This window comes from Flavivirga amylovorans, from assembly GCF_030540875.1.
In the GTDB taxonomy this organism is placed as follows: domain Bacteria; phylum Bacteroidota; class Bacteroidia; order Flavobacteriales; family Flavobacteriaceae; genus Flavivirga; species Flavivirga amylovorans.
On the sequence record NZ_JAUOEM010000003.1, the window covers coordinates 638599 to 664444 of the forward strand.

At 32.9% G+C, this 25846-nt stretch carries 20 protein-coding genes; 13 read left to right on the forward strand and 7 right to left on the reverse strand.

Annotated elements, in window-relative coordinates; translation table 11 throughout:
* Positions 1 to 38: 38 nt before the first annotated feature.
* Together menA and Q4Q39_RS11280 are read right to left on the reverse strand one after the other, a co-directional pair.
* Complete coding sequence (gene menA / locus Q4Q39_RS11275) at positions 39 to 941, reverse strand: 1,4-dihydroxy-2-naphthoate octaprenyltransferase (protein WP_303282580.1); 903 nt, start codon at positions 939 to 941, stop codon at positions 39 to 41.
* Positions 942 to 1781 carry a 1,4-dihydroxy-2-naphthoyl-CoA synthase gene (locus Q4Q39_RS11280; protein WP_303282581.1) on the reverse strand — a complete coding sequence of 280 codons (840 nt, stop codon included), beginning with the start codon at positions 1779 to 1781 and terminating at the stop codon, positions 942 to 944.
* Between the two features lie 54 nt (positions 1782 to 1835).
* On the opposite strand from Q4Q39_RS11280, the gene Q4Q39_RS11285 reads away from it, so the two are divergent.
* Positions 1836 to 2948: a C1 family peptidase gene (locus Q4Q39_RS11285; protein ID WP_303282583.1), complete on the forward strand. Its 1113-nt coding sequence runs from the start codon at positions 1836 to 1838 to the stop codon at positions 2946 to 2948.
* 298 nt (positions 2949 to 3246) lie between these two features.
* On the opposite strand, the gene Q4Q39_RS11290 is transcribed toward Q4Q39_RS11285, so the two are convergent.
* Both Q4Q39_RS11290 and holA read right to left on the reverse strand, forming a co-directional pair.
* The gene (locus Q4Q39_RS11290; protein WP_303282584.1) at positions 3247 to 3912 is read right to left on the reverse strand and encodes a uracil-DNA glycosylase; all 666 of its coding nucleotides are present in this window, start codon (positions 3910 to 3912) and stop codon (positions 3247 to 3249) included.
* Position 3913: 1 nt separating this feature from the next.
* The gene (holA, locus tag Q4Q39_RS11295; RefSeq protein ID WP_303282585.1) at positions 3914 to 4921 is read right to left on the reverse strand and encodes a DNA polymerase III subunit delta; all 1008 of its coding nucleotides are present in this window, start codon (positions 4919 to 4921) and stop codon (positions 3914 to 3916) included.
* Between the two features lie 129 nt (positions 4922 to 5050).
* Between holA and Q4Q39_RS11300 the strand changes: the two genes are divergently transcribed.
* The 5 genes from Q4Q39_RS11300 to Q4Q39_RS11320 all read left to right on the forward strand — a co-directional run bounded on the left by Q4Q39_RS11300 (position 5051) and on the right by Q4Q39_RS11320 (position 10572).
* Complete coding sequence (locus Q4Q39_RS11300) at positions 5051 to 5506, forward strand: type I restriction enzyme HsdR N-terminal domain-containing protein (RefSeq protein WP_303282586.1); 456 nt, start codon at positions 5051 to 5053, stop codon at positions 5504 to 5506.
* A 59-nt stretch (positions 5507 to 5565) separates the two neighbouring features.
* Positions 5566 to 6555, forward strand: coding sequence for a glycosyltransferase family 2 protein (locus Q4Q39_RS11305; protein WP_303282587.1), 990 nt, complete (start codon positions 5566 to 5568; stop codon positions 6553 to 6555).
* A gap of 98 nt (positions 6556 to 6653) precedes the next feature.
* Entirely contained in the window at positions 6654 to 7493 is an 840-nt protein-coding gene (locus Q4Q39_RS11310) for an OmpA/MotB family protein (protein WP_303282588.1), read from the forward strand.
* A 198-nt stretch (positions 7494 to 7691) separates the two neighbouring features.
* Positions 7692 to 8912, forward strand: a complete 1221-nt coding sequence (locus Q4Q39_RS11315) for an alpha/beta hydrolase-fold protein (protein WP_303282589.1) — start codon at positions 7692 to 7694, stop codon at positions 8910 to 8912.
* 109 nt (positions 8913 to 9021) lie between these two features.
* Positions 9022 to 10572: a phospholipase D family protein gene (locus tag Q4Q39_RS11320; RefSeq protein ID WP_303282590.1), complete on the forward strand. Its 1551-nt coding sequence runs from the start codon at positions 9022 to 9024 to the stop codon at positions 10570 to 10572.
* Between the two features lie 7 nt (positions 10573 to 10579).
* Here the strand turns inward: Q4Q39_RS11320 and Q4Q39_RS11325 are convergent, their stop codons facing one another.
* Positions 10580 to 11200, reverse strand: coding sequence for an L-threonylcarbamoyladenylate synthase (locus Q4Q39_RS11325; protein WP_303282591.1), 621 nt, complete (start codon positions 11198 to 11200; stop codon positions 10580 to 10582).
* Between the two features lie 48 nt (positions 11201 to 11248).
* On the opposite strand from Q4Q39_RS11325, the gene Q4Q39_RS11330 reads away from it, so the two are divergent.
* The 3 genes from Q4Q39_RS11330 to Q4Q39_RS11340 are packed head-to-tail and all read left to right on the forward strand — an operon-like array spanning position 11249 to position 14089.
* A complete protein-coding gene (locus Q4Q39_RS11330) occupies positions 11249 to 12112 on the forward strand; it encodes an alpha/beta hydrolase (RefSeq protein ID WP_303282592.1) in 864 nt (287 codons plus the stop codon).
* A 43-nt stretch (positions 12113 to 12155) separates the two neighbouring features.
* Positions 12156 to 13124 (forward strand): retropepsin-like aspartic protease, encoded by a 969-nt coding sequence (locus Q4Q39_RS11335; RefSeq protein WP_303282593.1) that lies wholly within the window; start codon positions 12156 to 12158, stop codon positions 13122 to 13124.
* Entirely contained in the window at positions 13121 to 14089 is a 969-nt protein-coding gene (locus tag Q4Q39_RS11340) for a glycogen-binding domain-containing protein (protein WP_303282594.1), read from the forward strand. The genes Q4Q39_RS11335 and Q4Q39_RS11340 overlap by 4 nt, the downstream gene beginning before the upstream one ends.
* A 200-nt stretch (positions 14090 to 14289) precedes the next feature.
* On the opposite strand, the gene Q4Q39_RS11345 is transcribed toward Q4Q39_RS11340, so the two are convergent.
* A complete protein-coding gene (locus tag Q4Q39_RS11345) occupies positions 14290 to 16629 on the reverse strand; it encodes an ATP-dependent helicase (protein ID WP_303282595.1) in 2340 nt (779 codons plus the stop codon).
* A gap of 134 nt (positions 16630 to 16763) precedes the next feature.
* Here Q4Q39_RS11345 and Q4Q39_RS11350 point away from each other — a divergent pair, with 134 nt between their 5' ends.
* The 3 genes from Q4Q39_RS11350 to Q4Q39_RS11360 are packed head-to-tail and all read left to right on the forward strand — an operon-like array spanning position 16764 to position 20139.
* Complete coding sequence (locus tag Q4Q39_RS11350; RefSeq protein ID WP_303282596.1) at positions 16764 to 18035, forward strand: amidohydrolase; 1272 nt, start codon at positions 16764 to 16766, stop codon at positions 18033 to 18035.
* A 1-nt stretch (position 18036) separates the two neighbouring features.
* Positions 18037 to 19611: an FMN-binding glutamate synthase family protein gene (locus Q4Q39_RS11355; RefSeq protein ID WP_303282597.1), complete on the forward strand. Its 1575-nt coding sequence runs from the start codon at positions 18037 to 18039 to the stop codon at positions 19609 to 19611.
* Between the two features lie 6 nt (positions 19612 to 19617).
* Positions 19618 to 20139, forward strand: coding sequence for a DUF7935 family protein (locus tag Q4Q39_RS11360; protein WP_303282598.1), 522 nt, complete (start codon positions 19618 to 19620; stop codon positions 20137 to 20139).
* Here Q4Q39_RS11360 and Q4Q39_RS11365 read toward each other — a convergent pair.
* Positions 20125 to 21054, reverse strand: coding sequence for a patatin-like phospholipase family protein (locus Q4Q39_RS11365; protein WP_303282599.1), 930 nt, complete (start codon positions 21052 to 21054; stop codon positions 20125 to 20127). The two genes, Q4Q39_RS11360 and Q4Q39_RS11365, sit on opposite strands and share 15 nt — an antisense overlap.
* A gap of 407 nt (positions 21055 to 21461) precedes the next feature.
* On the opposite strand from Q4Q39_RS11365, the gene Q4Q39_RS11370 reads away from it, so the two are divergent.
* Positions 21462 to 25829 carry a PKD domain-containing protein gene (locus tag Q4Q39_RS11370; protein ID WP_303282600.1) on the forward strand — a complete coding sequence of 1456 codons (4368 nt, stop codon included), beginning with the start codon at positions 21462 to 21464 and terminating at the stop codon, positions 25827 to 25829.
* Positions 25830 to 25846 lie beyond the last annotated feature (17 nt).

Below are 25846 nucleotides of genomic sequence, written 5' to 3' on the forward strand. Positions count from 1 at the left end.
TTGTGATATTAATTTAGTAAAAGTAAAATACAAAAAAACTATAACAAATGACCTACTCCCATAAGTATCGCTAAAAAAACAGTTGTTAATGCTAACTTTTTTAATTCAGGATCTAGCAGTTTAAGGTCTGTATTTTTACGCACTTTTTGAATATGCATTAATAAAGGAATATAAGCTACAATAAAAATTAAATTATATGGCGATGTATAATATAGTATTCCAAATATAGCAGATAATATAATAGCAAGACCTATTAATGCATAATGATATATCTTGACATGCTTAATTCCAATCATAACTGCCAATGTGATCTTATTTGATTTTTTATCAGATATAATATCTCGCATATTATTAAGGTTAAGAACGCCTGCACTTAATAAACCTATGGAACAAGCTGGTAAGAAAACAACATGATCAATAGTTTTTGCATATAATACATAACAACCAATAACGCTTACTAGACCAAAGAAAATAAATACAAAAACATCACCTAAGCCTCTATATCCATATGCATTACTACCAACAGTATACTTTATAGCACCAACAACGGATGCTATGCCTAGTATAAAAAACAAAAGTGTCAATAAAAAATGCTTAACTCCAAACGCACAAAAAATGAGTAAAAAGGCTAAACCAATAGATATTAAAACGTTTATCTTAATAGCATTAAACATGTCATCTGGTGATATTTTACCAGATTGTATGGCACGTTCTGGACCAATTCTATCATTATTATCGGTTCCCTTAACACCATCTCCATAATCATTAGCTAGATTAGATAATATTTGAAAACTTAAGGTTGTTAAAATAGCAAGAATCCCTATTCGCCATTGAAAATAACCATTATATTCCGCTAAACAAGATGCTAAAATAATCCCAGATATTGATAACGGTAGCGTACGCAGACGCATTGTCGAAATCCAAAGAGAGGCTCTATTCATTTATGGAATCCATTTTTTAACAAAATTAGGCTTACGTTTCTCTAGAAATGCATTTCTACCTTCTACAGCTTCATCTGTCATGTAAGCTAAACGAGTGGCTTCACCTGCAAATACTTGCTGTCCAACCATGCCATCATCAGTTAAATTCATCGCAAATTTAAGCATCTTAATTGATGTTGGCGATTTCGCTAATATTTCCTGTGCCCATTCATAAGCTGTTTCTTCTAACTCATCATGAGGTATTACAGCGTTTACCATACCCATTTCGTAGGCTTCTTGTGCAGAATAATTCCTTCCCAAGAAAAATATTTCCCGCGCTTTTTTCTGTCCAACCATTTTGGCTAAATAAGCAGATCCGTAACCACCATCAAAACTCGTTACATCGGCATCAGTTTGTTTAAAAATAGCATGTTCTTTACTTGCTAAGGTTAAATCACAAACCACATGCAAGCTATGGCCACCACCTACAGCCCAACCAGGTACAACTGCAATAACAGCTTTTGGCATAAACCTAATTAAACGTTGTACTTCCAATATGTTTAAACGATGATAACCATCTTCACCCACGTAACCTTGGTGTCCTCTTGCTTTTTGATCTCCACCACTACAAAAGGAATAAACACCATCTTTGGACGATGGTCCTTCTGCTGATAATAGTACCACTCCTATATTTACATCTTCATTAGCATCATAAAAGGCATCATATAATTCGCTGGTTGTTTTTGGTCTGAAAGCATTGCGGACATCTGGTCTGTTAAAAGCTATACGTGCGACACCATTATACTTTTTATAAGTAATGTCTTCATATTGTTTAACAGTTACCCAATTCTCTTGGTTCATTTTTATTATTTTAGTCAAAAATAAATTTTATTTCATTAAATCACTTACTTCACTATGAAAAATAACTTTTTAGCGTCTGTTTTAATTTTCTTTACGCTCTTAACTTATTCTCAATCGTATGATTTTAAAACGATTATAGACCTCGAAGCTACAAATGTTATTAGTCAAGGTAATACAGGAACATGCTGGAGCTTTTCAACATCATCATTTCTTGAAAGTGAAATAATTCGTCTTACTGGACAGAAAATTGATTTATCTGAAATGTATAATGTCCGTCATACATATCTTAATAAATCATGGAACTATGTTATGCGACAAGGCAAAGCTCAGTTTAGTCAAGGTGGCCTGGCTCATGATGTTATAAATAGTATTTCAGAACATGGGTTCGTGCCAAACTCTGTATATTCCGGTTTATTAAATGGAAATGAAAAACACAATCATTCTAAATTAGAAGATACATTAAAAAAAACGTTAGATCTGTATATAAAGGAACCTAAAACTTTTGATTGGAAAAAAAGAACTCATGACATTTTAGATACCTTTCTTGGTGAAAATGTTGAAAGTTTTGATTATGAAGGAACTCAATATACACCTTTGTCGTTTATGAAAAAAGTAAAAATTGATCCAAAAAATTATATTACGCTTACTTCCTTTTCGCACAAACCTAACTACATAAATTTTATACTTAATATTCCTGACAATTTTTCCAATGGCACATTTTTTAATGTTCCCATAGATGAACTTACTAATATTGTAAACAATGCCTTAGAAAAAGGTTTTACTATTGAATTAGACTGCGATGTTAGCGAAAAAACTTTTTCGGCGAAACATGGGTTAGCTATTATTCCTGTGGATGGTGTAAATATTGAGAATGCTCTGGTTAATCTATCAAAGGAAAAAGAAGTAACACAAGAATTTAGACAACAAGAGTTCGAGAATTATAATACTACAGACGATCATTTAATGCATATCACTGGATTATTAAAAGATCAAAATGGGACAACCTATTATAAAGTCAAAAATTCATGGGGAAAAAACTCAAAGAGAGTTAATTATGGAGGGTATATTTATATGAGTGAAGCATATTTTAAATTAAAAACCATATCTATAACCTTACATAAAAATGCACTTACTAAAAAAATCCTTAAAATATTGAGAAAAGCATAAATAAGTTAAATTAATTTTAGCAGAATGTTAAAAATACAAAATACGTAGATCTACGTATATAATTGTGGCTGTTTTTTTATTAATTTTGTACAAAATTTTAATTTAATCGATTAAATTCGTTTTTTAACGATTATTGTTGTATTTTGCCGATTATTAATACCCAAAACTATGCTACTTTCAATTACTATTTCCCTCGCAGTACTGGTAATAATTAATTTATTATTGCTAAAATTTAGCTCAAATAAAATTAATAAAACTGCTAAAACAAACAAAAAACCTGTAGTTATTACACCTCAAATTACCATTGAACGGGAGTCTGAGAGACTTGCTCCAACAGGGAGTTAGTTTTACTAAAGTGTTTATTACCAAACCAATAACCTCTATTAGCACTTAAAGGTGATGGATGCCCTGAAGTTAATATGTTGTGCTTATTTGCATTTATTAGCCTTACTTTTTGTTTTGCATACCCACCCCAAAGTAAAAATACGATGTTCTCTTTATTTTCACTTATAGTTTTTATAATAGCGTCTGTAAAAGTTTCCCAACCTCTTTTTTGATGACTTCCAGCTTGATGTGCTCTAACTGTTAGCGTAGCATTCAATAATAATACACCTTGATCTGCCCAGCGCATAAGGTTACCACTTTTTGGATATGGGATTCCTAAATCTGTTTCTATCTCTTTAAAAATATTAATCAATGATGGAGGATGTGCAATACCATCGTTTACAGAAAAACAGAGTCCGTTCGCTTGTTTGGGACCATGATATGGGTCTTGACCAATAATAACCACTTTTACATCATTAAAATGGCAATGATTAAAAGCATTAAAAATTTGTTTGCCTGGCGGATAACAAGTTTGAGATTTATATTCAGTTTTTATAAAACTTACTAAATCTTTAAAATAAGGTTTACCAAACTCTACTTCTAAGTATGGTTTCCAGCTTTCGTGAATATCTACATTCATATTAATTAGATAATATTCTTACTAATAATTCTTTTAGCAAATCGCCTTGCGGAACAGCATTAGCTCCTACGCCTTTACTTTTTACGTCAAAATCTCTCAATGTTGAAACTACGGCACTTACTTTACGCATTGGATAATGTCTAGCTGCTGCTATATATTCATTCACAAAATAAGGGTTCACTTTTAAAGCAGAAGCAACGTTTCTTGGGGATTTATCACTTAATCCATGAAAATGAAGTAATTGTGAAAAGAAATTAAACAATAAAGACACGGTGACAACCATTGGGTTATCCTTAGGATTCTCAGCAAAATAATTAATAATTCGATACGCTTTTATAGTATCCCTTTCACCAATAGCTTTGCGTAATTCAAAATTGTTATAGTCTTTACTAATACCTATATTTTCTTCAATATGCTCTGGCGAAATTTGAGTTCCCTTTGGCAAAATAATTTGAAGTTTTTCAAGTTCATTATTTATTTTACTTAAATCCGTTCCTAAAAACTCAACTAGCATTTGCGCTGCTTTAGGAGAAATAGAATAGTTTTTAGGGGATAAGACACGGCGAATCCAATCTGCCACCTGATTTTCGTAAAGTTTTTTGCTTTCGTAAACGATACCTGTTTTTTTCAAGGTTTTATAAAGCGACTTACGTTTATCGATTTTTTTATACTTATAATTTACCACTAAAACAGTTGTAGGCTGCGGGTTTTCTGCATAAGATGCTAGTTTTTCAATGGTTCGCGATAAATCTTGAGCTTCTTTAACTATAACGACTTGATAGTCTGCCATCATCGGATAACGCTTCGCATTACTAACAATATCTTCAATTGCTATATCCCGACCATACAAAACCATTTGATTAAAACCACGCTCTTCTTCTGCTAGAACAGTGCTTTCAATAAAATCGGAGATCTTATCAATATAATATGGTTCCTCTCCCATTAAAAAATAAATAGGTTTGAGGTTTTTATTCTTTATATCTGTTACTAATTGTTTGACTTCGTCCAAACTATCTTAATTTATGGAATTACAAACTCTAAATTTCAAAGTAAGAATGACAATTTACTGGGATTTAGTGTTTGAATATTGTGATTTCTGGTTTTGTAACTTAACTTTGAAAAAAATCAGTACGCATTAATGCAAGAGCTTAATTTTCCAAAGTTTTCGTTTCGATTCAAAAATAGCGAAAATAAAATTTCTATTTTCGATAGTATTCGCAAAAAATTTGTGATTTTACAACCTGAGGAATGGGTTCGTCAACACTGTGTCCATTATTTAATAAATAACAAGGGCTATCCTAAATCTTTAATCAATGTTGAAAAAGAACTGATTGTTAATTCTTTAAGGAAACGCTACGACATTGTCGTGTATAATTCCAATGGCAGTATTCATTTAATAGTAGAATGTAAAGCTCCAAAGATTACTATAAACCAAGATACATTCGATCAAATAGCGCGTTATAATTTAGAGTTAAATGCTACGTATTTAATGGTTACCAATGGATTAAATCATTATTATTGCCAAATGGATTTTGAAAATGAACGATATAACTTTTTAAAAGAAATCCCTGACTATAGCAAACAGTCACGGTGAACAGCATCTAGTAAATCTTTAGTAAATAGAAAACTAACGTTTAAACTACATCTTAAAACTTGAAAATAGCAATTGTCATATTAAATTGGAATGGTAAAAAACTTCTAGAACAGTTTTTACCACCTGTGATTGAACATTCTAAAGAAGCAGAGGTATATGTTGCCGATAATGCTTCAACCGATGATTCTGTTTCTTTTATAAAAACCAATTATCCAACCATAAAAATAATTCAAAATAAAGAGAATGGTGGATTTGCTAAAGGTTATAACGATGCACTTAAAGATATAGAGGCAGACATTTTTTGCTTATTGAATAGTGATGTGGAAGTTACCCCAAATTGGCTCCTCCCTGTTATTGAAACATTTAACAAAGAAATTAATACGGCCATAATTCAACCTAAGTTATTAGATTATAAAAACAAAAGCTATTTTGAATACGCTGGAGCTGCTGGTGGATTTATAGACAAATATGGATACCCTTATTGCAGAGGTCGTATTTTTAATACTATTGAAAAAGACATTGGCCAGTTTAATGACCGTTCAGAAATATTTTGGGCATCAGGAGCCTGTTTTTTTATTAGAAAGTCTGTTTTTAAAGAGATACATGGATTTGATGAATACTTTTTCGCCCATATGGAAGAAATAGATTTATGCTGGCGTGCTAAAAATTTAGGGTACAGTATAAAATATGTTGGGACATCTGAAATTTATCATGTTGGGGGTGCTACACTTGATACTACCAATCCTAAAAAAACCTACCTAAATTTTAGGAATAGTTTATTTGCTTTAACTAAAAATGCAAACGGATTATTATTCCCTTTAATATTAGTTAGATTAATTTTAGATGGCATGGCAGGAATAAAGTTTTTACTAGAACTTAAACCTATGCACACCATTGCCGTAGTAAAAGCACATTTAGGATTCTACAATAATTTAAGAAGACTATTAAAACAACGTAAATCCACAAAAAATAAAATAAAATATTACCAAAAAACATCCATAGTAGTTGATTATTTCGTAAATAAAAAGACTAATTACAAAAGTTTATAAATAGTTAGCAAAAGTTTTGTTAACATTGTTAAAATTTAACGTTTTTTATATATTTTTGTTTAATCAATTTTAAGGAAAATTAATCCACACAACACATTATGAAAAGACTTTTATTACTTAGTTTATCTACAACGCTTCTTTTAAGTTCTTGTGTTTCTAAAAAACAATTCGCAGACTTAGAAGCAAAACAAAAAGAAACTCAAGATTTACTTAACTCGGCAACAGTAAAATTAAACGCTTGTATAACAGATAAAGCTTCTGCAACAGCAAGAGCGACTGCTTTAGAAGAGCAAATAGCAGACTTACGTAAAAACAATGACAACTTACAGGTTCTTTCTGCAAAAGGCGCTAGTAATATTGAAAAAACGTTAGAAAGCATTAAAGAAAAAGATTTAAAAATTACACGTTTACAAGATGCCATCACTAAAAAAGATAGTGTTACTTTAGCTTTAGTAACAAGTTTTAAACGTGAAGTTGGTATTAATGATCCTGATATTGAAGTAAACGTAGAAAAAGGTGTTGTATTTATATCTATTGCAGATAAATTATTATTTAAAAGTGGTAGCTATAATGTAACATCTAAAGCTAAAGATGTTCTTGCTAAAGTAGCTAAAGTAGTTAATAGCAAACCAGATTTTGAGTGTATGGTTGAAGGACATACAGATAGCGTACCTTACAAAAAAGAACCTTTATTAGATAACTGGGATTTAAGTGTTAAACGTTCTACATCTATTATTAGAGTACTTGAGACTTTAGATGTTAACCCTGGTAGATTAATTGCTGCTGGTCGTAGTTCTTATGTACCATTAGTAGATAATGATACTGCAGAAAACAGAGGAAAAAACAGACGTACACGTATCGTAGTGCTTCCTAAAATCGATCAATTCTATGATATGATTGAAAAAGAAATGAAAAACCTTGAAGCTGGTGGAAACTAATCAGTTTTAAACATATAATATATAAAAGCTCAACTTTTTAAGTTGGGCTTTTTTTATGGTGTTATCTCATCAGAAGATCATTAATAAAATAATAATAGCGAATCTATTTTTAAATCCATTAGATTTGTAATTAATGTATATTGAATATTTGCACCAGTGCACATACCTATTGTTGTAAGCAATTTTAAAAACTAGCCTATGAAATATACTCTGCTAATCGGCTTAATCTTATTAAATTTTTCAAGCCATTCTCAAAACGCTATCATTATAGGTAAGACCACCACAATTCATTCAGAAATACTAGATGAGGATAGAATGCTGGAAATCCATCTACCTAAAAACTATGAAGAATCAGATAAGACTTACCCCGTTCTCTATTTACTTGATAGCTTTTATAATTTTTCGCATGCTGTAGGCTCTGTTGAATACCTTTTTTTGAATGAACTTATTCCTAAGATGATCATTGTGGGTATAAGGAATACTAGGCGCAATCGTGATCTGACCCCAGATTCTCCAAAGCTTAGTAAGAAACATAGAGAAAGGATGGGATTAACAGGTGGCGCTGATAAATTTATAGCTTTTCTTGATAAAGAATTAATTCCGTACGTAGAACAAACATATAAAGCAGCTCCATACAAAATAATCGTTGGACATTCCTTAGGCGGGCTTTTCAACGTTTATACTTTTTTAAAAAAACCAGAACTCTTTAATGCATATCTTAGCATTAGTCCTAGTTTATGGTATCCAAATGAATTAATCTCTCAAGAATTCGAAAGCGTATTTACTGATCATTTAGAACCTAATAGAACTTTTTATTTAACCTTAGCCAATGAAAATAGTGGAAATATGCGCGGGAATGTTCTTAAGTTAAGTGAAGAGTTCAAAAACTATATAAATGCTCATAAAGAGGCAGGTCTTCGATTCAGATATGACCCAATGCCTGAAGAATCTCATGGTTCTGTAGGCTTACCTTCGATATATAATGGTTTACGCTTTATTTTTAAACCAACTCAATATGAAATCCCTAAAACCAAGGAAGAAGTTATGAATCAAGGAGGGCCAGATGGTGCGATCGAAAAAGTCATTACATACTTCCGTCAACTCTCCGAAAAATATGGGTATGAAGTAACAAATGAATATGCCTTAGCTAATCTTGGCTATGCTTTTCTTAGAATAGAAGATTTAAATGAATATTCTGTAAATGCATTTAAAGCCAATGTCGATACAAACCCCAATTCCCATGATGCATACTCCAATTTAGGAAAGGCTTACGAAAAACTCGGTAAATTACAGAAAGCTAAGGATAGTTATGAGAAAGCATTAAAGATGATTAAGGAAACTGAAGATCCTGAATGGGAATTCTATCTAGCTGATCTGGTTAATCTGGAAAAGAAAATGAAGGCAAAGGCTAACAATTAGGATAGATTAAGAAATGATTCTTTTCCCTGGTTTTTGTTACATTTACTGCACAAAACATCTTGGTTCTGAAACAACAAACTAAAAAAATACATCAATCCAAATAACACTTATGGCAGCAAAAATAAGCTCTATATTAAAACTCAAAAAGTATGGCCTTGTTGCTTTAATTCTATTTACTGCTTGTGCTAAAAAGAAAGCAAGTATTCAAGAAACCGATTTTTGTTCACAAATTCATAGAAATAACGATGTAACACTTTCAAATGAACTTGAAGATGTATCCGAGTTAATGAAAACCAAAACAGGCGTATATGTTCTGGAAGATGGTAGTGGCTCTATGGTAGCTAGGGCTTGGTTAAGTGAATATGCCGAAAAGACCATAGACATTCAATACTTTATATTTTCAACAGATAATGTAGGTCTAATAGCTTGTGATTATTTAATAAGAGCTGCCGATCGTGGTGTAAAAGTGAGAATCATAGTTGACGATATTATGGTTGATGCCGATATAGAAGACTTGCTTACATTCAGTTCGCATGAAAACATTACAGTAAAAATTTATAACCCTGGAGTTAACTTAGGAAAAAACCTTTTAAAGAAAATCACAAAATTTGCAACAGATTTCAGGGATTCCAATCAACGAATGCACAACAAAACGTTTATTGTTGATGGTAAGATAGTTATTACTGGTGGTCGAAATATAGCAGATGAATACTTTGACTATGATCATGAATATAATTTTAGAGATAGAGATATTTTATTATTGGGTAAAGCATCAAAAGAGGTTCATAAGTCTTTTGATGAATTTTGGAACAGCCAATTAAGTAAGGATGTAACAAGCATTATTAAGGAGAATTCTAAAAAGGTCTATCCTGAAAATAGATTTGATAATCTTCATGAATACGCCTGTAATCCTGAAAACTTCTGGCCACAAGTTAGAGAAAGAATAGAGAAGTTACCAGCGACATTCAACGCTATTAAAAATTCTGGAGATTTGGTTTGGTTAGATGATGTTGAGTTTATTTCCGATATTCCTGGTAAAAATGATGGTAAAAGTGGCTTAGGGGGAGGTGGTATTTCTACTAGTGCTTTAATTAATTTAGTTAAAAATGCTGAATCTTCTATCGAAATTCAAACACCTTATTTAATTACTACCGAGTTAAGTCAAAACCTATTTAGAGATGCTGTTGAGCGAGGTGTGAAAATTAGAATACTCACCAATAGCCTAGCTTCAACAGATAATGTAGAAGCATTTAGTAGTTATCAAACAGATAGAGAGAAACTGTTAAACACGGGTGTTAAAATATATGAATTTCGTCCAGATGCAGCAGAACGCATTAAAATAGTGACTGGTGAACTACAACAAACCTTAGATCATAAACCTATTTTTGGGCTTCATGCAAAAACGATGATAATTGATAATAAAACGACTGTGATTGGGACATTTAACCTTGATCCTAGAAGTGCTAATTTAAATACGGAGTGTATTGTTATTGTTCACTCAGATAAAATATCAAACAGCGTTTTAAAAGGTATGGAAGAAGAATTTAAACCAGAGAATTCATGGGAAACAACCCTAGATTTTAATCCAGATTCAGAAGTTAGTAAGTATAAGCGTATAAAAACCTGGACGCGAAAAATAATTCCAAAAGACATTTTATAATAACTAATTAAAAAATCTCTAAACTACCCTTCCCTTCTCTTATAACAACAGGCTCGTTTTCAGACAAGTCTATCACTGTAGAAGCTTCATTATCCCCATAACCACCATCAATTACCAAATCGACTAAACCACTCCATTTTTCTAAAATAAGTTCAGGATCTGTGGTATATTCAATAACTTCATCGTCATCACGAATAGATGTAGATATAATTGGGTTTCCCAGTTGTTTTACAATTTCCAAAGCAATATTATTATCTGGCACACGAATCCCCACCGTCTTTCTTTTTTTAAATGGATTTGGTAATGATTTAGACCCAGGAAGAATAAATGTATAAGGTCCAGGAAGTGCTCTTTTTAAAATCTTAAAAACCGACGTATCTATTTGCTTAACATAATCACTTAAATTACTTAAATCGTGACATACAAATGAAAAATTCGATTTTTCTAGTTTTACACCTTTAATTCTCGCAATACGCTCTAAAGCTTTAATATTAGTGATATCACACCCCATACCATAAACGGTATCTGTTGGGTAAATAATAATACCACCTCGTTTTAGAATAGCCACTACCCTTTCAATCTCCTTAGGATTTGGATTTTCTTCATATATTCTAAAAAAATCAGCCATAATAATTATCTTGCAGTATCGTTTTACAAAGTAAATACTATTTTTGTTATGAAAAGTCTAAAATATCATTTCTTAAGTTTAATTTTTATAATAGTAAGCTTTAGCTGTTCAAATGAAACAACTGAAGAAGAGATAACTAATAGTTTAGATCCAAGAAGTTACTATGTAGAGCAGAATATTTCATACGGAACAGATAGTGATCAAAAATTTGATTTATATCTGCCTGCAAATCGAAATTCAAATACTAAAACAATGATTTTGGTACACGGTGGCGGTTGGACATCGGGTGATAAGGAAGACATGGATCCTATCAAAGATTTATTGCAGCTCGATTTTCCAAACATAGCTATTGTAAACATCAATTATAGATTAGCTGATGAAAACAATCCTCCTTACCCGATGCAAATTGAAGATATCACCTCTATAATTAACTACTTAAAGAGTAATAAAACAACATATAACATTTCTGAAAGTTTTGGTTTTATAGGCACCAGTGCAGGTGGACATTTATCCCTATTATGGAGCTACGCTTTCGATAGTGATAATAACACAAATATGGTTTGTAGCATAGTAGGGCCTACTAATTTTACAGATCCTGCTTATTTAGAAAACACAGATGTAGAATTAAAAGAATTATTAGATTTATTCGGTATAGATCCATTACCGTCCTTTTTAGAAGAAGTTAGTCCGTTACATCGCGCTACCGCTTCTGCACCTCCAACTATTCTTTTTTATGGAGGAAAAGACCCATTAGTGCCGACCACACAAGGAACCGATTTACGTGATAAACTTGAAAACCTAGGTGTAGTTAATCAATTTACTTTATATCCAGATGCTGGTCACGGTTGGAGTGGTTTGGAATTACTTGATACTTGGACGAAACTTAAAATTTTCATAAATAACAATTTATAACCTTAATAGTGTAACATTTCATCCTTATCTTAGTCTTAATAATATGCTAAGATTCGTTTGTTTTATATTATTTATAACTTTTAGTATCAATCTCACAAATGCAAATGACGATGATACCTATACTCCTATTTTTTTTACTCAAGCTGAAGTTTTAAATAGCCATACCACCAGAATTCCGTTTAAACTGATAGATCATTTAATTGTTGTTGAGGCAGAACTTTTAAACAATAAAGGAAACTTTATCATAGACACGGGTTCTGAAACCATGATACTTAATAGAGTTCATTTTCCCAATTTTTATAATCACCAGAGAAAAAACGAAGAGACTTCTGGAATTCTACAATCTATAGATAATTCATTCGAAAGAAAAGTCAAAGAATTTTCCCTGGAAAGTTTAAAACTTCATGACAAAGACTCTGATGTTATTGATATGTCCCACATTGAAAAAAGTAAAAAAATCAAGCTTTTAGGAGTTATCGGTTATAGTATTTTAAAGGATTATGAAGTTTTTATAGACTTATACTTAAACCAAATAACGCTTACAAAAGTAGACCGTTTTGGGAATACGTTAAATAATGATGTTTATCTTGAAAAAATTGTAGACAGTTTATCTTTTACTTTAAAAAATCATACGATTGTAGTTAACGGCACTGTCAATAATCAAAAAGTTAAATTTGGAATAGATAGTGCAGCAGAATTCAATCAAATAAACAGAAAGGTTCATAAAAAAGCTTTAAAATATTTCATTCCAAAAAGACGCTTATCTTTATCTGGAGTTGGCAAGAAAAAAATAGAAGTTTTAGCAGGAAAATTACATCGTGTCAAATTAAGTGAAACTGTTTATTTTGGTCCTATGCTAACTGTCCTTACAAATTTAAATAAAATAAATTCAGCCTTCGGAACACAATTAGATGGTATTTTAGGTTATGAATTCTTTGCTCAGAAAAGAACCATTATTAATTATCAAAAAGAGACATTATATTTTATAAATTATCCATTAAACACCCAGTGAAGCAAATAAAGTTACATATTAGTTATTTAGTTTTTGCTTTTATAAGTTTTTACACGTACGGACAAGACAAGACGTTTAAAGGCTATAAAATAGAGGGTGATACTATAGTATTTGCATTCGATGCTAGAGATTATTCTAAATTCACTCAAGAATACACAGGTCAAATACATGATTTTGAAGACTTAGATATTAAAAATGTTGTAGTATCTGGAGAATTTAACCTATGGTCTAGAGATAACTGGAAAATGAAAAAAATTAATGAGTTTAACTATGAACTCAGAAAACATATCCATGATTTCACTGATGAATTTTCATGGGAGTTTAAGTTTGTCGTAAACAATACTTATTGGGCAGAACCTTCAAAAAAAGACCCAAACGTATCCAAGGCACTTAAAAATGGGCGTAAAATCCACGGTGTATATAACTTAAAAATGTATACTGCTTATCCGCATAAAGATGGCAACGCTAGCTTTAAACTAAAAGGATATAAAAATGCTAAAAAAGTAATTTTAGCAGGTTCCTTTAACAAATGGAACGAATCACTTTTTAAAATGAATAAAACAAAAAGTGGTTGGGAGTTAACGTTACAATTAAAACCAGATATATACCAATATCGCTTTATAGTTGATGGACATTGGATGGAAGATCCTGACAACCCTAGCAAAGTGGAAAATGAATTTGATGAATATAACTCTGTTATCGATATAAAAGAATACACCGCATTTAAACTAAAAGGGTATACCAATGCAAAAAAAGTAATTTTGGCTGGTTCCTTTAATAATTGGAATGAACATGACTTTGTCATGCGGAAAATGGACTATGGCTGGAAATATGTAGTCCCCTTATCTGGAGGAAAACATCATTATAAATTTATTGTAGACGGCGTATGGGTTGTAGATCCTAATAATAGCGTAAAAGAATATGATGGCGAAGGGCATGTAAATTCGGTTTGCATGGTAAAATAATATTTTATAACTTATCGAGTTATCTTTAGATATTTTCATATTGGATGCATCATTCGATTATAAAAAATATGAGAAAATGTCTGAATTAGAAAAATATACCTTTAATTTTAAAGAGTCCGAGTTTTATAAAGGACTTAAAAAAGATATCCCATAAAAACCTATAGCGTAGTTAGTGATTAATAAAATTCTTACAGATAAGATTATCCTACAACCTCCAACTTAGCAAAACGCAATAGCAACTTTTTAACACCTCCATGCTGAAAATTAATTTCGGCTTTAGTATCTGCCCCTGCGCCCTCAATTTTCATAACTTCCCCAGTACCAAAACGAATATGTTTAACAATATTACCAACTACAAGTTTGCTATCAAATAAATTAGTATTTCCTCCAGTCTCTGTTTTTGAAACTGGCTTTAAGTTTTTTGGTGTGGTAACTTGGAATTTTTCAGGTACTTTCTTTGCAGGACTTCCTTTCTTTAAAACGGCCTGTTTAGCTGGCTTGTATCTAATCTTATTGGGTTCTACATCTCCAAAAATATCAGCATCTAGCATGGGGTTAAAACGCCGCTCTTCAATAGGTGTTAAAATTTCTAAGTACTGTTCATCAATTTCTTCAATAAAACGGCTTGGATCAGAATCGACCAGTTTTCCCCAACGGTATCTTGATAATGCATACGTTAAATAAGCTTGCTTTTCAGCACGTGTTAATGCCACATAAAACAAACGTCTCTCCTCCTCTAGCTCACTACGTGTATTCATACTCATGGCACTAGGAAACAAATCTTCTTCTAAACCAACAATGTACACATACGGAAACTCCAATCCTTTTGCTAAATGTATTGTCATTAGGGCAACATGGTCTGCATCACCTTTATCAGCATCTAAATCGGTAGATAATGCTACATCTTCCAAGAACTCTGCTAAAGACCCTGTGGTATCAGCGATTTCTTTTTGTCCTTCCACAAAATCCTTCATACCATTTAAAAGCTCTTCAATATTTTCCATTCGGGTAACTCCTTCCGGGGTTCCGTCTTTATTGAATTCTTTTATAAGTCCACTTGTTCTGGTAACATGTTCCGCTAATTCAAATACATCAGCAGTTTGATTTAATACTTGAAAGCTTTCTATTAGCGTAACAAAATTCTGAAGCTTCGTCTTGGTGCCCGAGTTAATTTTAACATCCGTTTTATCAATGTTTTTCATCACCTCAAACATAGTTCGATTATAGCCATTAGCAGAAACAATTAGCTTATCAACCGTCGTCTGGCCAATGCCACGGGGTGGAAAGTTAATAACACGTTTTAAAGCTTCTTCATCTGCAGGGTTAATAATCAACCTTAGATAAGACAAAACATCTTTTATCTCTTTTCTTTGATAAAATGATAACCCACCATAAATTCTGTAAGGAATATCACGTTTACGCAAAGCATCCTCTATAGAACGTGATTGCGCATTGGTTCTGTATAAAATAGCAAAATCACTGTTTTTTAACTGATCTTGCATTTTAGTTTCAAAAATAGTACTTGCAACATAACGACCTTCATCTCCGTCAGTTAACGAACGATTTACTTTTATTTTAGGACCTTCATCATTCGCTGTCCAAACGATTTTATCAAGTTTTGTTTGGTTTTTATCAATAATTGAATTTGCAGCATTAACAATATTTTTTGTAGAACGATAATTTTGCTCAAGTCTAAAGACTTTCACATCATCGTAATCCTTCTGGAAGTTCAATATATTATTAATATTAGCACCACGGAACGCATAAATACTCTGTGCATCATCCCCCACAACACAAATATTTTGAAATTTATCAGATAACGCTCTCACAATTAAATATTGCGAATGGTTGGTATCCTGATACTCGTCAACTAAAATATACTTAAAACGGTTTTGATATTTTGCTAAAACTTCCGGAAACCTAGTTAGCAGTTCATTCGTTTTAAGCAATAAATCATCAAAATCCATGGCACCAGCCTTGAAACAACGATCTACATACTCTTTATAAATATCCCCCATCCTAGGACGTCTCGCCATAGCATCAGCCTCTTTTAGCTCAGGGTTTTGAAAATAAGCACGTACTGTAATCAAACTATTCTTATAGGATGAAATTCTAGACCGTACTTGCTTATACTTATAAATATCTTTATCAAGATTTAGTTCTTTAATAATTGATGCAATCAACCTATCAGAATCTTGAGTATCATAAATAGTAAAATTGCTAGGATATCCTAGCCTATCAGCTTCTATTCTTAAAATTTTAGCAAACACAGAGTGGAATGTACCCATCCATAAATTCTTGGCTTCACTAGCTCCAACAATCGTTGCAATACGCTCTTTCATTTCTCGAGCAGCTTTATTGGTAAAGGTTAAGGACAATATATTAAAAGCATCAACGCCTTTACTCATCATATAAGCAATGCGATATGTAAGTACTCGTGTTTTTCCAGAACCTGCTCCTGCTATAACAATCATAGGACCTTCAATCTGTATTGTAGGTTCTAATTGCGCTTCATTTAACTGGCTTAAATATTTTTCCAAACTATATAAATTTTACGATGTGAAAATAACCATTGTTACGTTCTTAATTAAAGGGATTTATTAATAATTATAAACAATTATAACTAGCTTATTCTTTTTGAATATCTTTAAGCTTCAAAATCTAAATAAACGTTATGAGATTCTTTTTTTTAGTCGTAGTTTTCTTAGGAACATCAAACGCCTACGCACAAAATAATTTAGAACAACAATTTACAGATATTGAAGCAAAAGTCATTAAATGGCGTCGTCATTTTCATCAAAACCCAGAGCTTTCAAACAGAGAATTCAAAACAGCAGAAACGATTGCTAAACACCTAAAATCATTAGGATTAGAAGTAAAAACTGGCGTTGCTCATACTGGGGTCGTTGCTATTTTAAAAGGAAACACTTCTGGTAAAGTTGTTGCTTTAAGGGCCGATATTGATGCACTTCCTGTTACCGAAAGAAACGATCTTCCTTTTAAATCTGAAGTAAAAACGACTTTTTTAAATACTGAAACGGGTGTGATGCATGCCTGTGGACATGACACGCATACTGCTATTTTAATGGGAGTTGCAGAAATCCTGTCTAAAAACAAAGATAACATCAAGGGTACGGTTAAGTTTATTTTTCAACCAGCCGAAGAAGGTCCTCCTCCAGGTGAAGAAGGAGGTGCAAAACTTATGATTAAAGAAGGAGTATTAGAAAACCCAAAAGTAGATGCTATCTTCGGGTTGCATATACGCTCTAACTACGAAGTTGGAACGATCCACTATAAAAAAGACGGTATTATGGCTTCGGTGGAACGCTTCGTTATTAATGTTAAAGGAAAACAAACACACGGAGGAAGACCTTGGCAAGGCGTGGATCCTATTTTAATTTCTGCTAAAATTATCGATGGTTTACAAACCATAATAAGTAGAGAATCAAAACTAGTAGATGAAGCAGCCGTTATTACCGTTGGAAAAATTACGGCAGGTACGCGCTTTAACATTATACCAGAAAATGCAGAGCTTATTGGCACAGTAAGAACTTTAGACCCAAAAATGAAAGCTCATATTGAAAAAAGGATGACCGAAATGGTAACAACCTTAGCAAAAGCATACGGAGGCGAAGCCACTATTAGTTTTCAAAATAATACAGCGATTACTTATAATAATTCAGATTTGGTAGACCAAATGCTACCTACTTTGCAAAAAGTTGCTGGTGTTAAAAACGTACGCTTGAGAAAAGCCACGACCGGAGGGGAAGATTTTTCATATTTTCAAGAAGTCATCCCTGGGTTTTATTTCTTTTTAGGAGGTATGACTCCTGGAAACAAAGAAGCATTCCCACACCATACACCCGATTTTAAAATAGATGAAAGCGGCATGCTTTTAGGCGTAAAAACATTAACTCAAATTGCTTTTGATTTCTTAAATAATTAAAATGAATAACGTATTGGATTTTTTATCAAACATGTCTTGGTGGGGTTGGATTTTAATTGGGTTAGCACTTGTTGCTATACGCGATATTTTTATTCAAAAAAGCCATACCATTAGTCATAACTTCCCTGTAATTGGTCATTTACGATATTGGCTGGAAAGTATTGGTCCAGAAATGCGTCAATATTTTGTAGCAAATAACAGAGAAGAATTACCTTTTAACCGTATTGAGCGTGGTTGGATTTATGCATCCGCAAAAAAAGAAAATAATTACGAAGGTTTTGGTACCGATAGAGATATTTATGAACATCAGCATATGTTTATTAATAATGCCATGATGCCTTATAAGATCGATAAAGATCACCCCAATAGTATTGATAAAACGTTTTTACCTTGTGCTAAAGTTATTGGTGCGTTTAATAAACGTAAAAAACCATATCGTCCAGCGTCTGTTATCAATGTATCTGCTATGAGTTTTGGCTCCCTTTCTGCCAAGGCAGTAGAGTCTTTAAATAAAGGCGTTAAAATAGCTGGAGCCTATCATAATACAGGAGAAGGTGGCTTATCGCCTTATCATAGTCATGGCGGTGATGTCGTATTTCATTTTGGCACAGGTTATTTTGGTGTGCGTTCCGAGGATGGTGGTTTTTCAATGGAAAAAATGAAGAAACTGGTTCATGACAATCCATTTATTAGAGCTATAGAAATCAAATTATCCCAAGGTGCAAAGCCAGGTAAAGGAGGTGTATTGCCTGGAGCAAAAATCACTAAAGAAATTGCAGCAATTCGTGGTGTTGAAGTTGGGAAAGATGTGCTGTCTCCCCCTAATCATAAAGCGTTTTCCAACGTTCCAAAAATGGTGGATTTTATAGAAGAAATTGCCGAAGCTACAGGCTTGCCTGTTGGTATTAAAGCTGCCATCGGAAAATTGGAACAATGGAATGAACTTGCAGATATTATGTTAAAAACCGGAAAGGGACCAGATTTTATTACTGTAGATGGTGGTGAAGGTGGTACAGGAGCAGCACCTCCTAGTTTTGCAGATCATGTGTCATTACCTTGGGTTTATGGATTTGGTAATTTATACAAGCTTTTTAAACACAAAGGCTTATCAGAACGTGTCGTATTTATTGGCAGTGGAAAACTAGGCTTTCCAGCGAAAGCTGCTATGGCATTTGCTATGGGAATAGATTGTATTAATGTAGCTCGTGAAGCCATGATGAGTATTGGTTGTATTCAAGCTCAAGTATGCCATACCAATAAATGCCCTACTGGTATCGCTACACAGAGTAAATGGTTGCAAAATGGTATAGATCCAACCTTAAAATCTGAACGATTAGCACAATATTTTAAAACCTTTAAAAAAGAATTAGTCGAAATTACGCATGCAGCAGGATATGAGCATCCTTGTCAATTTAAAATGAATGATATTGAAATTAATGTAGATGATCACAATCTTTCAAAAGAATTAAACAGAACATACATGTATGAAAAAACACCTGTACCATTTAATAGTATGCAGGATTTAAAAGATTGTTTATATTTGGGATCAAATTATAACAAAACCCAAATCGATTAACATTTTATGGATGCACAAAGAATTTTAGATCTATTTTTATTCGCAATTCCGTCATTAATAACTGGTTGTATTGCGTATTACTTTTTTAAAGAGCATACTAAAAACGAAGATGGTCGTAGACGGTTTTTATTAAAAAAAGATTTACAGGTAACCGCAATGCCTTTACGCTTGCAAGCTTACGAAAGAATGGCTTTGTTTTTAGAGCGTATTACACCTTCTAAGTTATTAATTAGAACAACTCCATTAACCTCAAATAAAGAAGATTACGAAGCTTTACTTATACATACTATTGAACAAGAGTTCGAGCATAATTTATCACAACAAATATATATTAGCGATAAGTGTTGGAGCATTATTACTACAGCAAAAAACGCTACCATTCAACTTATTAGAAAGGCTAATTTGCTTGAAAAAACAGATACGGCAAACAAGTTAAGAGAAGTTATTTTAACTGAAATGATGGAACGTCATTCGCCTAGTGATGCTGCACTTTCTTTTATCAAAGAAGAAGTATCAGATTTGTGGTAAATCATCATCAATACGCAGCTCATTCGAACGGGCTTCACGGCATTTTTCTTTAGCATAATCATACCCTTGCTGCCACCATGATGTCATTAGTTTTTTATTAAAAATCAATGAGTTTTCAATAAGCTTTGCAGGCGTATAATATAAATTAAGCTTCACACCTTTATTCTTTGCTGCTAATTTACCTATGGTAATGTCACTACGTTCTACTTGATCCAGCAAGTGACTAAACAAATTAATCATTAAAGAAAATGGATTTTTACCCAGCACTTTATTGTATTCCATATTTTCGGATTCTAAAACAACGGCATCGACCTCTGTAGCTCCACGTAATATAGCCTCTCGAATAGGAATCACACAGCCTAATCCTCCATCTGCATACTCAAAACCATTTCTTTTAACTAAAGACATGAATGGAATATAGTTACACGAAATCCATACCCAATCACAAAACTCATCATAACTAAAATCTTTAATAGATTTATATTCAACTCTGTTTTTAGATAAATTAGATACCGTAACAACAACATCATCTTTAGTCTCTCTAATAACATTATATTCTGCTTCTGTAAAGTGTTTTTTTATATGACGCTTTAGTGCTTTACTCTCACCAAAAGTTCGTTTCATTTTTATGAATTGCCAGACTGTATTTAAAAAATCGATTGAAACGAATTCTCGATTTCCTTTTTTACGCATCACAAAAGGATTTACACTAAAAATATTACTTTGATTAACATTTGTAAAGACGTCTTTAATCTTGTCTATCTCACCGGCAGCCAAATGTGGTACTAGTAAACTTCCGGTAGATGTTCCTAAAAACATATCATAATTCCTGCTCTCTTCTTGTATTAAATACTGAGCAACACCACCAGCATACGCTCCTTTGCTACCTCCTCCTGAAATTACTAATGCTTTCATATTTTTTATTCTAATTGTAAATATAATAAGAACCCTTATCAATTTTGAAACTAAAAATCCTTTATTTTATTATTGGTCGTGTTGCATATCTATTTTGAGCATTTTGTGGAATAAATAAATATTAATCCACGAACTCGTTAAAAATCTACTAAAAAAACAAGAATAGCTATTTTAAAATATTCAAGAAGAAATAATGGTCCAAAAAATTCAAACATAATTAATTAACTGATAAATTGATGTTAACAGAATTTCGATCATGTGCCTTTTTCTATCAGATCATTCCATTTTTCAATTTAAATCGAAAAAAATGTATCATATCGAAATTTACTTCTTTTTAACCATAAATTCTTGCCCTATATTAACAAAACATTAGTTTAGCATTAACCTATGGTTACTAAATATTCTACATGAACAAGAATTCTTTTCTTACTCTTTTATTTTTTTTAATAATTGTTACTTTTTTTGGATTAAATAAATCTTATATATACAATAGTTCTAATATTGAAAATCCTATTAAACCGCCAACTGTTGATTTCTCCTTTAATAATGATGGTACATGTTCTGGAACAGCAATTACATTTGCACCTACAGTTTCTGGAGTGGCTCCTTTTACATTTAGTTGGGATTTTGGAGATGGTACGACATCTAATGAAAGGAACCCTACGCACCTATATACCGAATTAGGCTGTGGTTTTCAAAATAACAATGTCACGTTAACAGTTACAGATGGTAATGGAGACAGCACACCTGTAACAAAAATTATTTCAATACAACAACAACCAGATTTAGAATTTGTAAACCTAAATGCTCCTTCTGGTTCTAGTGCTCCTTTTGAAAAATGTGGAGACAACAATACAGATCCACAATACACCATAAATGTTGGCAACAATTCTAATTCTTCTGCATGTATAGCATCATACAATGTCGATTGGGGAGATGGGACTTCTGAAACCAATGTAACATTTCCTAAAATACATACCTATACATCATTAGGTTCCTACAATATGGTTGTAACTGGTATTGGTAATAGTGGCTGTAATAACTCAATTACTTACGTCATAAAAAATTCCAATAATCCTATTGGTGCTTTAATTGCCCCTGGTAATACAACTAATCTATGTACACCTTTAGCGCCTATGGAATTTGCCATTGGGTCTTGGGCATTAAACCCTTCAGATACTAATTATCAAATAAACTATGGTGACGGCAATACGGCAAGCTATACCCAAGCACAGTTAGAAAGCTCCCCTTATTATAATGCAGCAAACCCGCCTGCATCACAAGATTTTCCAATTCCGCATACATTTACTAGATTTAATTGTCCAAGCGGTAATACTGTAAGTTTAAGAATAACAACATCCTGTGGTAGCACGTTTCTTACTGCTGGTCCTATTATTATTTTAGACGTGCCTACAGTAAGCTTTAACGTAAACAGTATTGTCTGCGCAAATACATCTACTTTTTTCAGTAATACAACTATAGCTGGTTATACTAATGACTGTAGTACATTTAATGTATATACCTGGGATTTTGGAGACGGAAGCCTACCTTCAAGGGCTGTTAGTCCAAGTCATGTATATACAACTCCTGGAACTTACACTATAACTTTAGCTGCCGAAACACCTTGTGGAGTAGGAACCTCAGTCACAAAAACAATATGTGTAGAACCTATATTGGTTCCAGATTTCACATTTGGTAATGCTTGTCTTTCTGAAAACTTTCAAGTTACAAATACCACAGACGCCAGTTTAGGCTGTGGAGCTGAAACTTATCGTTGGGAAATTATAAGGTATTTTGATGGCTTTTGCGGCGAAGAACCAGAACGCTGGAGTTTTACAAATGGAACAAATTCAGCTTCTAGAGAACCTACATTTCTTTTCTCGACCTCTGGAACTTATAACCTAAGATTAACTACAAGAAATTCGTGTGGTGTATCCCGCTCTATAACTAAAACAATACAGGTAAAACAAAAGCCAAAAACGGAGTTAGATCCTATTTCAGACTTTTGTAATTCTGCAACTATTAACCCCGTAGGTAGAGTTTTAGAAACTTGTGCTCCAAGTTCTGAAACTTTAACTTATTCGTGGAGTTTCCCTGGTGGTACACCTTCATCATCTACATCATTAAATCCTGGCTCTATAGATTATTCTACAAGTGGAAATTATACAGCAACTTTTAGTGTTACAAATAGCTGCGGTACAACAACCAAAACAGCTAATTTTTCTGTAGACACAGTGCTATCTCCTATTATATCTGCAAAAACCACAGAAATTTGTAGTGGTGACACCTTTCAGGTTAGACCATTTACTAATAGTACAGATAATGTCCCGTCTGGGACTACCTATACCTGGTCTGCACCAGTAGTAAGCCCTTCTGGAGCTATTAGTGGAGCAACGGCTCAGTCATCTCCAAGAACTAATATTAGCCAAAGACTAACTAATAACACAAATACTCCAGCGACTGCAACGTATACGGTATCACCTATTGCAAATGGTTGTCCTGGTCCTGATTTTACAGTAACTGTAACGGTCAATCCATTAATCAATGTTACACGAAATATAACTAATAATACCTGTTTTGGTTCAGATGATGGCTCCATAGACATCACCATATCTGGAGGCATCCCTTTGTCAACAGGTGATCCTTATATTATTTCCTGGACAGGGCCAAATGGATTTAATAGCAATGATGAAGATATTAGAGATTTAGAACCTGGAAATTATACATTAAGAATTACCGATGATGGCAACTGCCCTTTTACTGATAATTATAGAGTTACCGAACCTGGTTTATTCAGAATCTCAAGTGAGAGTAAAAATGACATCTCTTGTTTTGGTTTAAATGACGGAAGAATTAACCTGAATATTAGTGGAGGTACAACACCTTATACATTTGTATGGACAAAAGTTGGAGATCCTACATTTTCTGCTTCAACTGAAGATTTAAACAATTTAACTCCTGGAGAATATGAAGTAACTATTACAGAAGTTAATAATTGTAATACGCTTAATAGTTCTTACGAAATCATAGAACCACCATTGCTCGAAGTTAATTTAGCGAGCCCTGTTGATATTATTCTTTGTTATGGAGCTTTTACAGGTAAAATAGATGTAAACGTAACTGGTGGTAGGGCTATAGAAATAACTCCTGGTGTTTTTAATTATAGATATAATTGGACTGGACCTAACGGATTTAGAAGTAGTAATAGAAATTTGAGTAATATTGAAGCAGGAACTTATAATTTAGTCGTTACAGATAATTCCGGATGTACGGAAAACCTACAAGTTGTTGTTCCTCAAAATCCAGAAATAAAATTAGATTATACCATCAAAGAAATAGTATGCTATAATGATGATAGTGGCGCTATTACTATTAATGGAATTTCCGGAGGTGTTCCGCCTTATGATCCCATTCAGTGGAGTAATTTAGGGACTGGCATGGTGCAGGACAACTTATCGCATGGTACTTATACCGTTACAATAACAGATGCTTTAGACTGTACTGTTGATTTTCCTATAGTTTTGGATAACGCGCCCATTTTTGATATTAATCCAGATGTTAAAGACGTATCTTGTTTTGGGGATAGTGATGGTAGTATAAAATTAAACCTGATAGGAGGCGAAAGCCCTGTAACATTGGTTTGGGATGATAGTTCGACCTCTGGAGATGAACGAAACAATATTGGTCCTGGAGATTATTCCGTAACCATTACTGATGCTAAAGGGTGTGTTTTACAAGAATCATTCACTATTCATGAACCTCCCCTCTTAACATTAATAGGTATAGCATCAGATGCATTGGACTGTGACGATGTTAACAGTGGTTCTATTGATCTGGAAGTGACTGGAGGCTCTTTACCTCTATCAATTGTGTGGAGTAATGGTTCTAGAACAGAAGATCTAGATAACATTCCTCCAGATATCTATACCGTTACAATTACAGATGCTAATGGCTGTATAGAAACTGAATCTTTTGAAATTAAAAGATTTGAACCCCTTGAAGCACCTTTTGAAGTAATCACCAATTTTAATTGTGTTACTAAAGAAGTCGATCAAACTTTTATAGCAGATGTTAAAGGAGGCATCCCCCCTTATCAACTTAGCTGGTCCAGTGGAACCATATCTGGTGATAATAATGAAATAATGAATACCGAAACCAATGGTTTGGTTATTCTTACAGTTACAGATAGTTTTGGCTGTGTTAAGGATTTTTCAATTCAAGTTGCAACTCCAGTAATAGATGGTTCTAGTTTTACTGTAAATTCCTTTGGCTTTAGTACTTATGATTTATATGCTATATATGATCCTATTCAATTTACAAACACAGCTATAGGAGATTTTATTAACATTAGTTGGGATTTTGGAGATGGAAATCTTTCAAATGAAATAAATCCTGAACACACCTATACTAAGGAAGGAACATACACTATTAAACAAACCGTTACCTATCCGTTTGGATGTAAATATTCTAGTGAAACAACAATTATTGTTGAAAAAGGGTATAGTCTTGTTATGCCTAATGCATTTACTCCAAATGGAGATACTCTTAACGATTATTTTTTTCCTGTCTTTATAGGTTTAAACGACATGACTTTAAACATCTATGATACCTGGGGCAGTGTAATATATTCTGAAAGTGGTGATAATATAAGAGGTTGGGATGGGAAAATAAAAAACTCAAGAGCTGAAAACGGGAATTACCAATTTAAATTTATGGCTAAGACCTTTTACGGTGGAGAAATAATGAGAGAAGGTGTTTTAGTTTTAATTAAATAATAGATAGAGCTTAATAA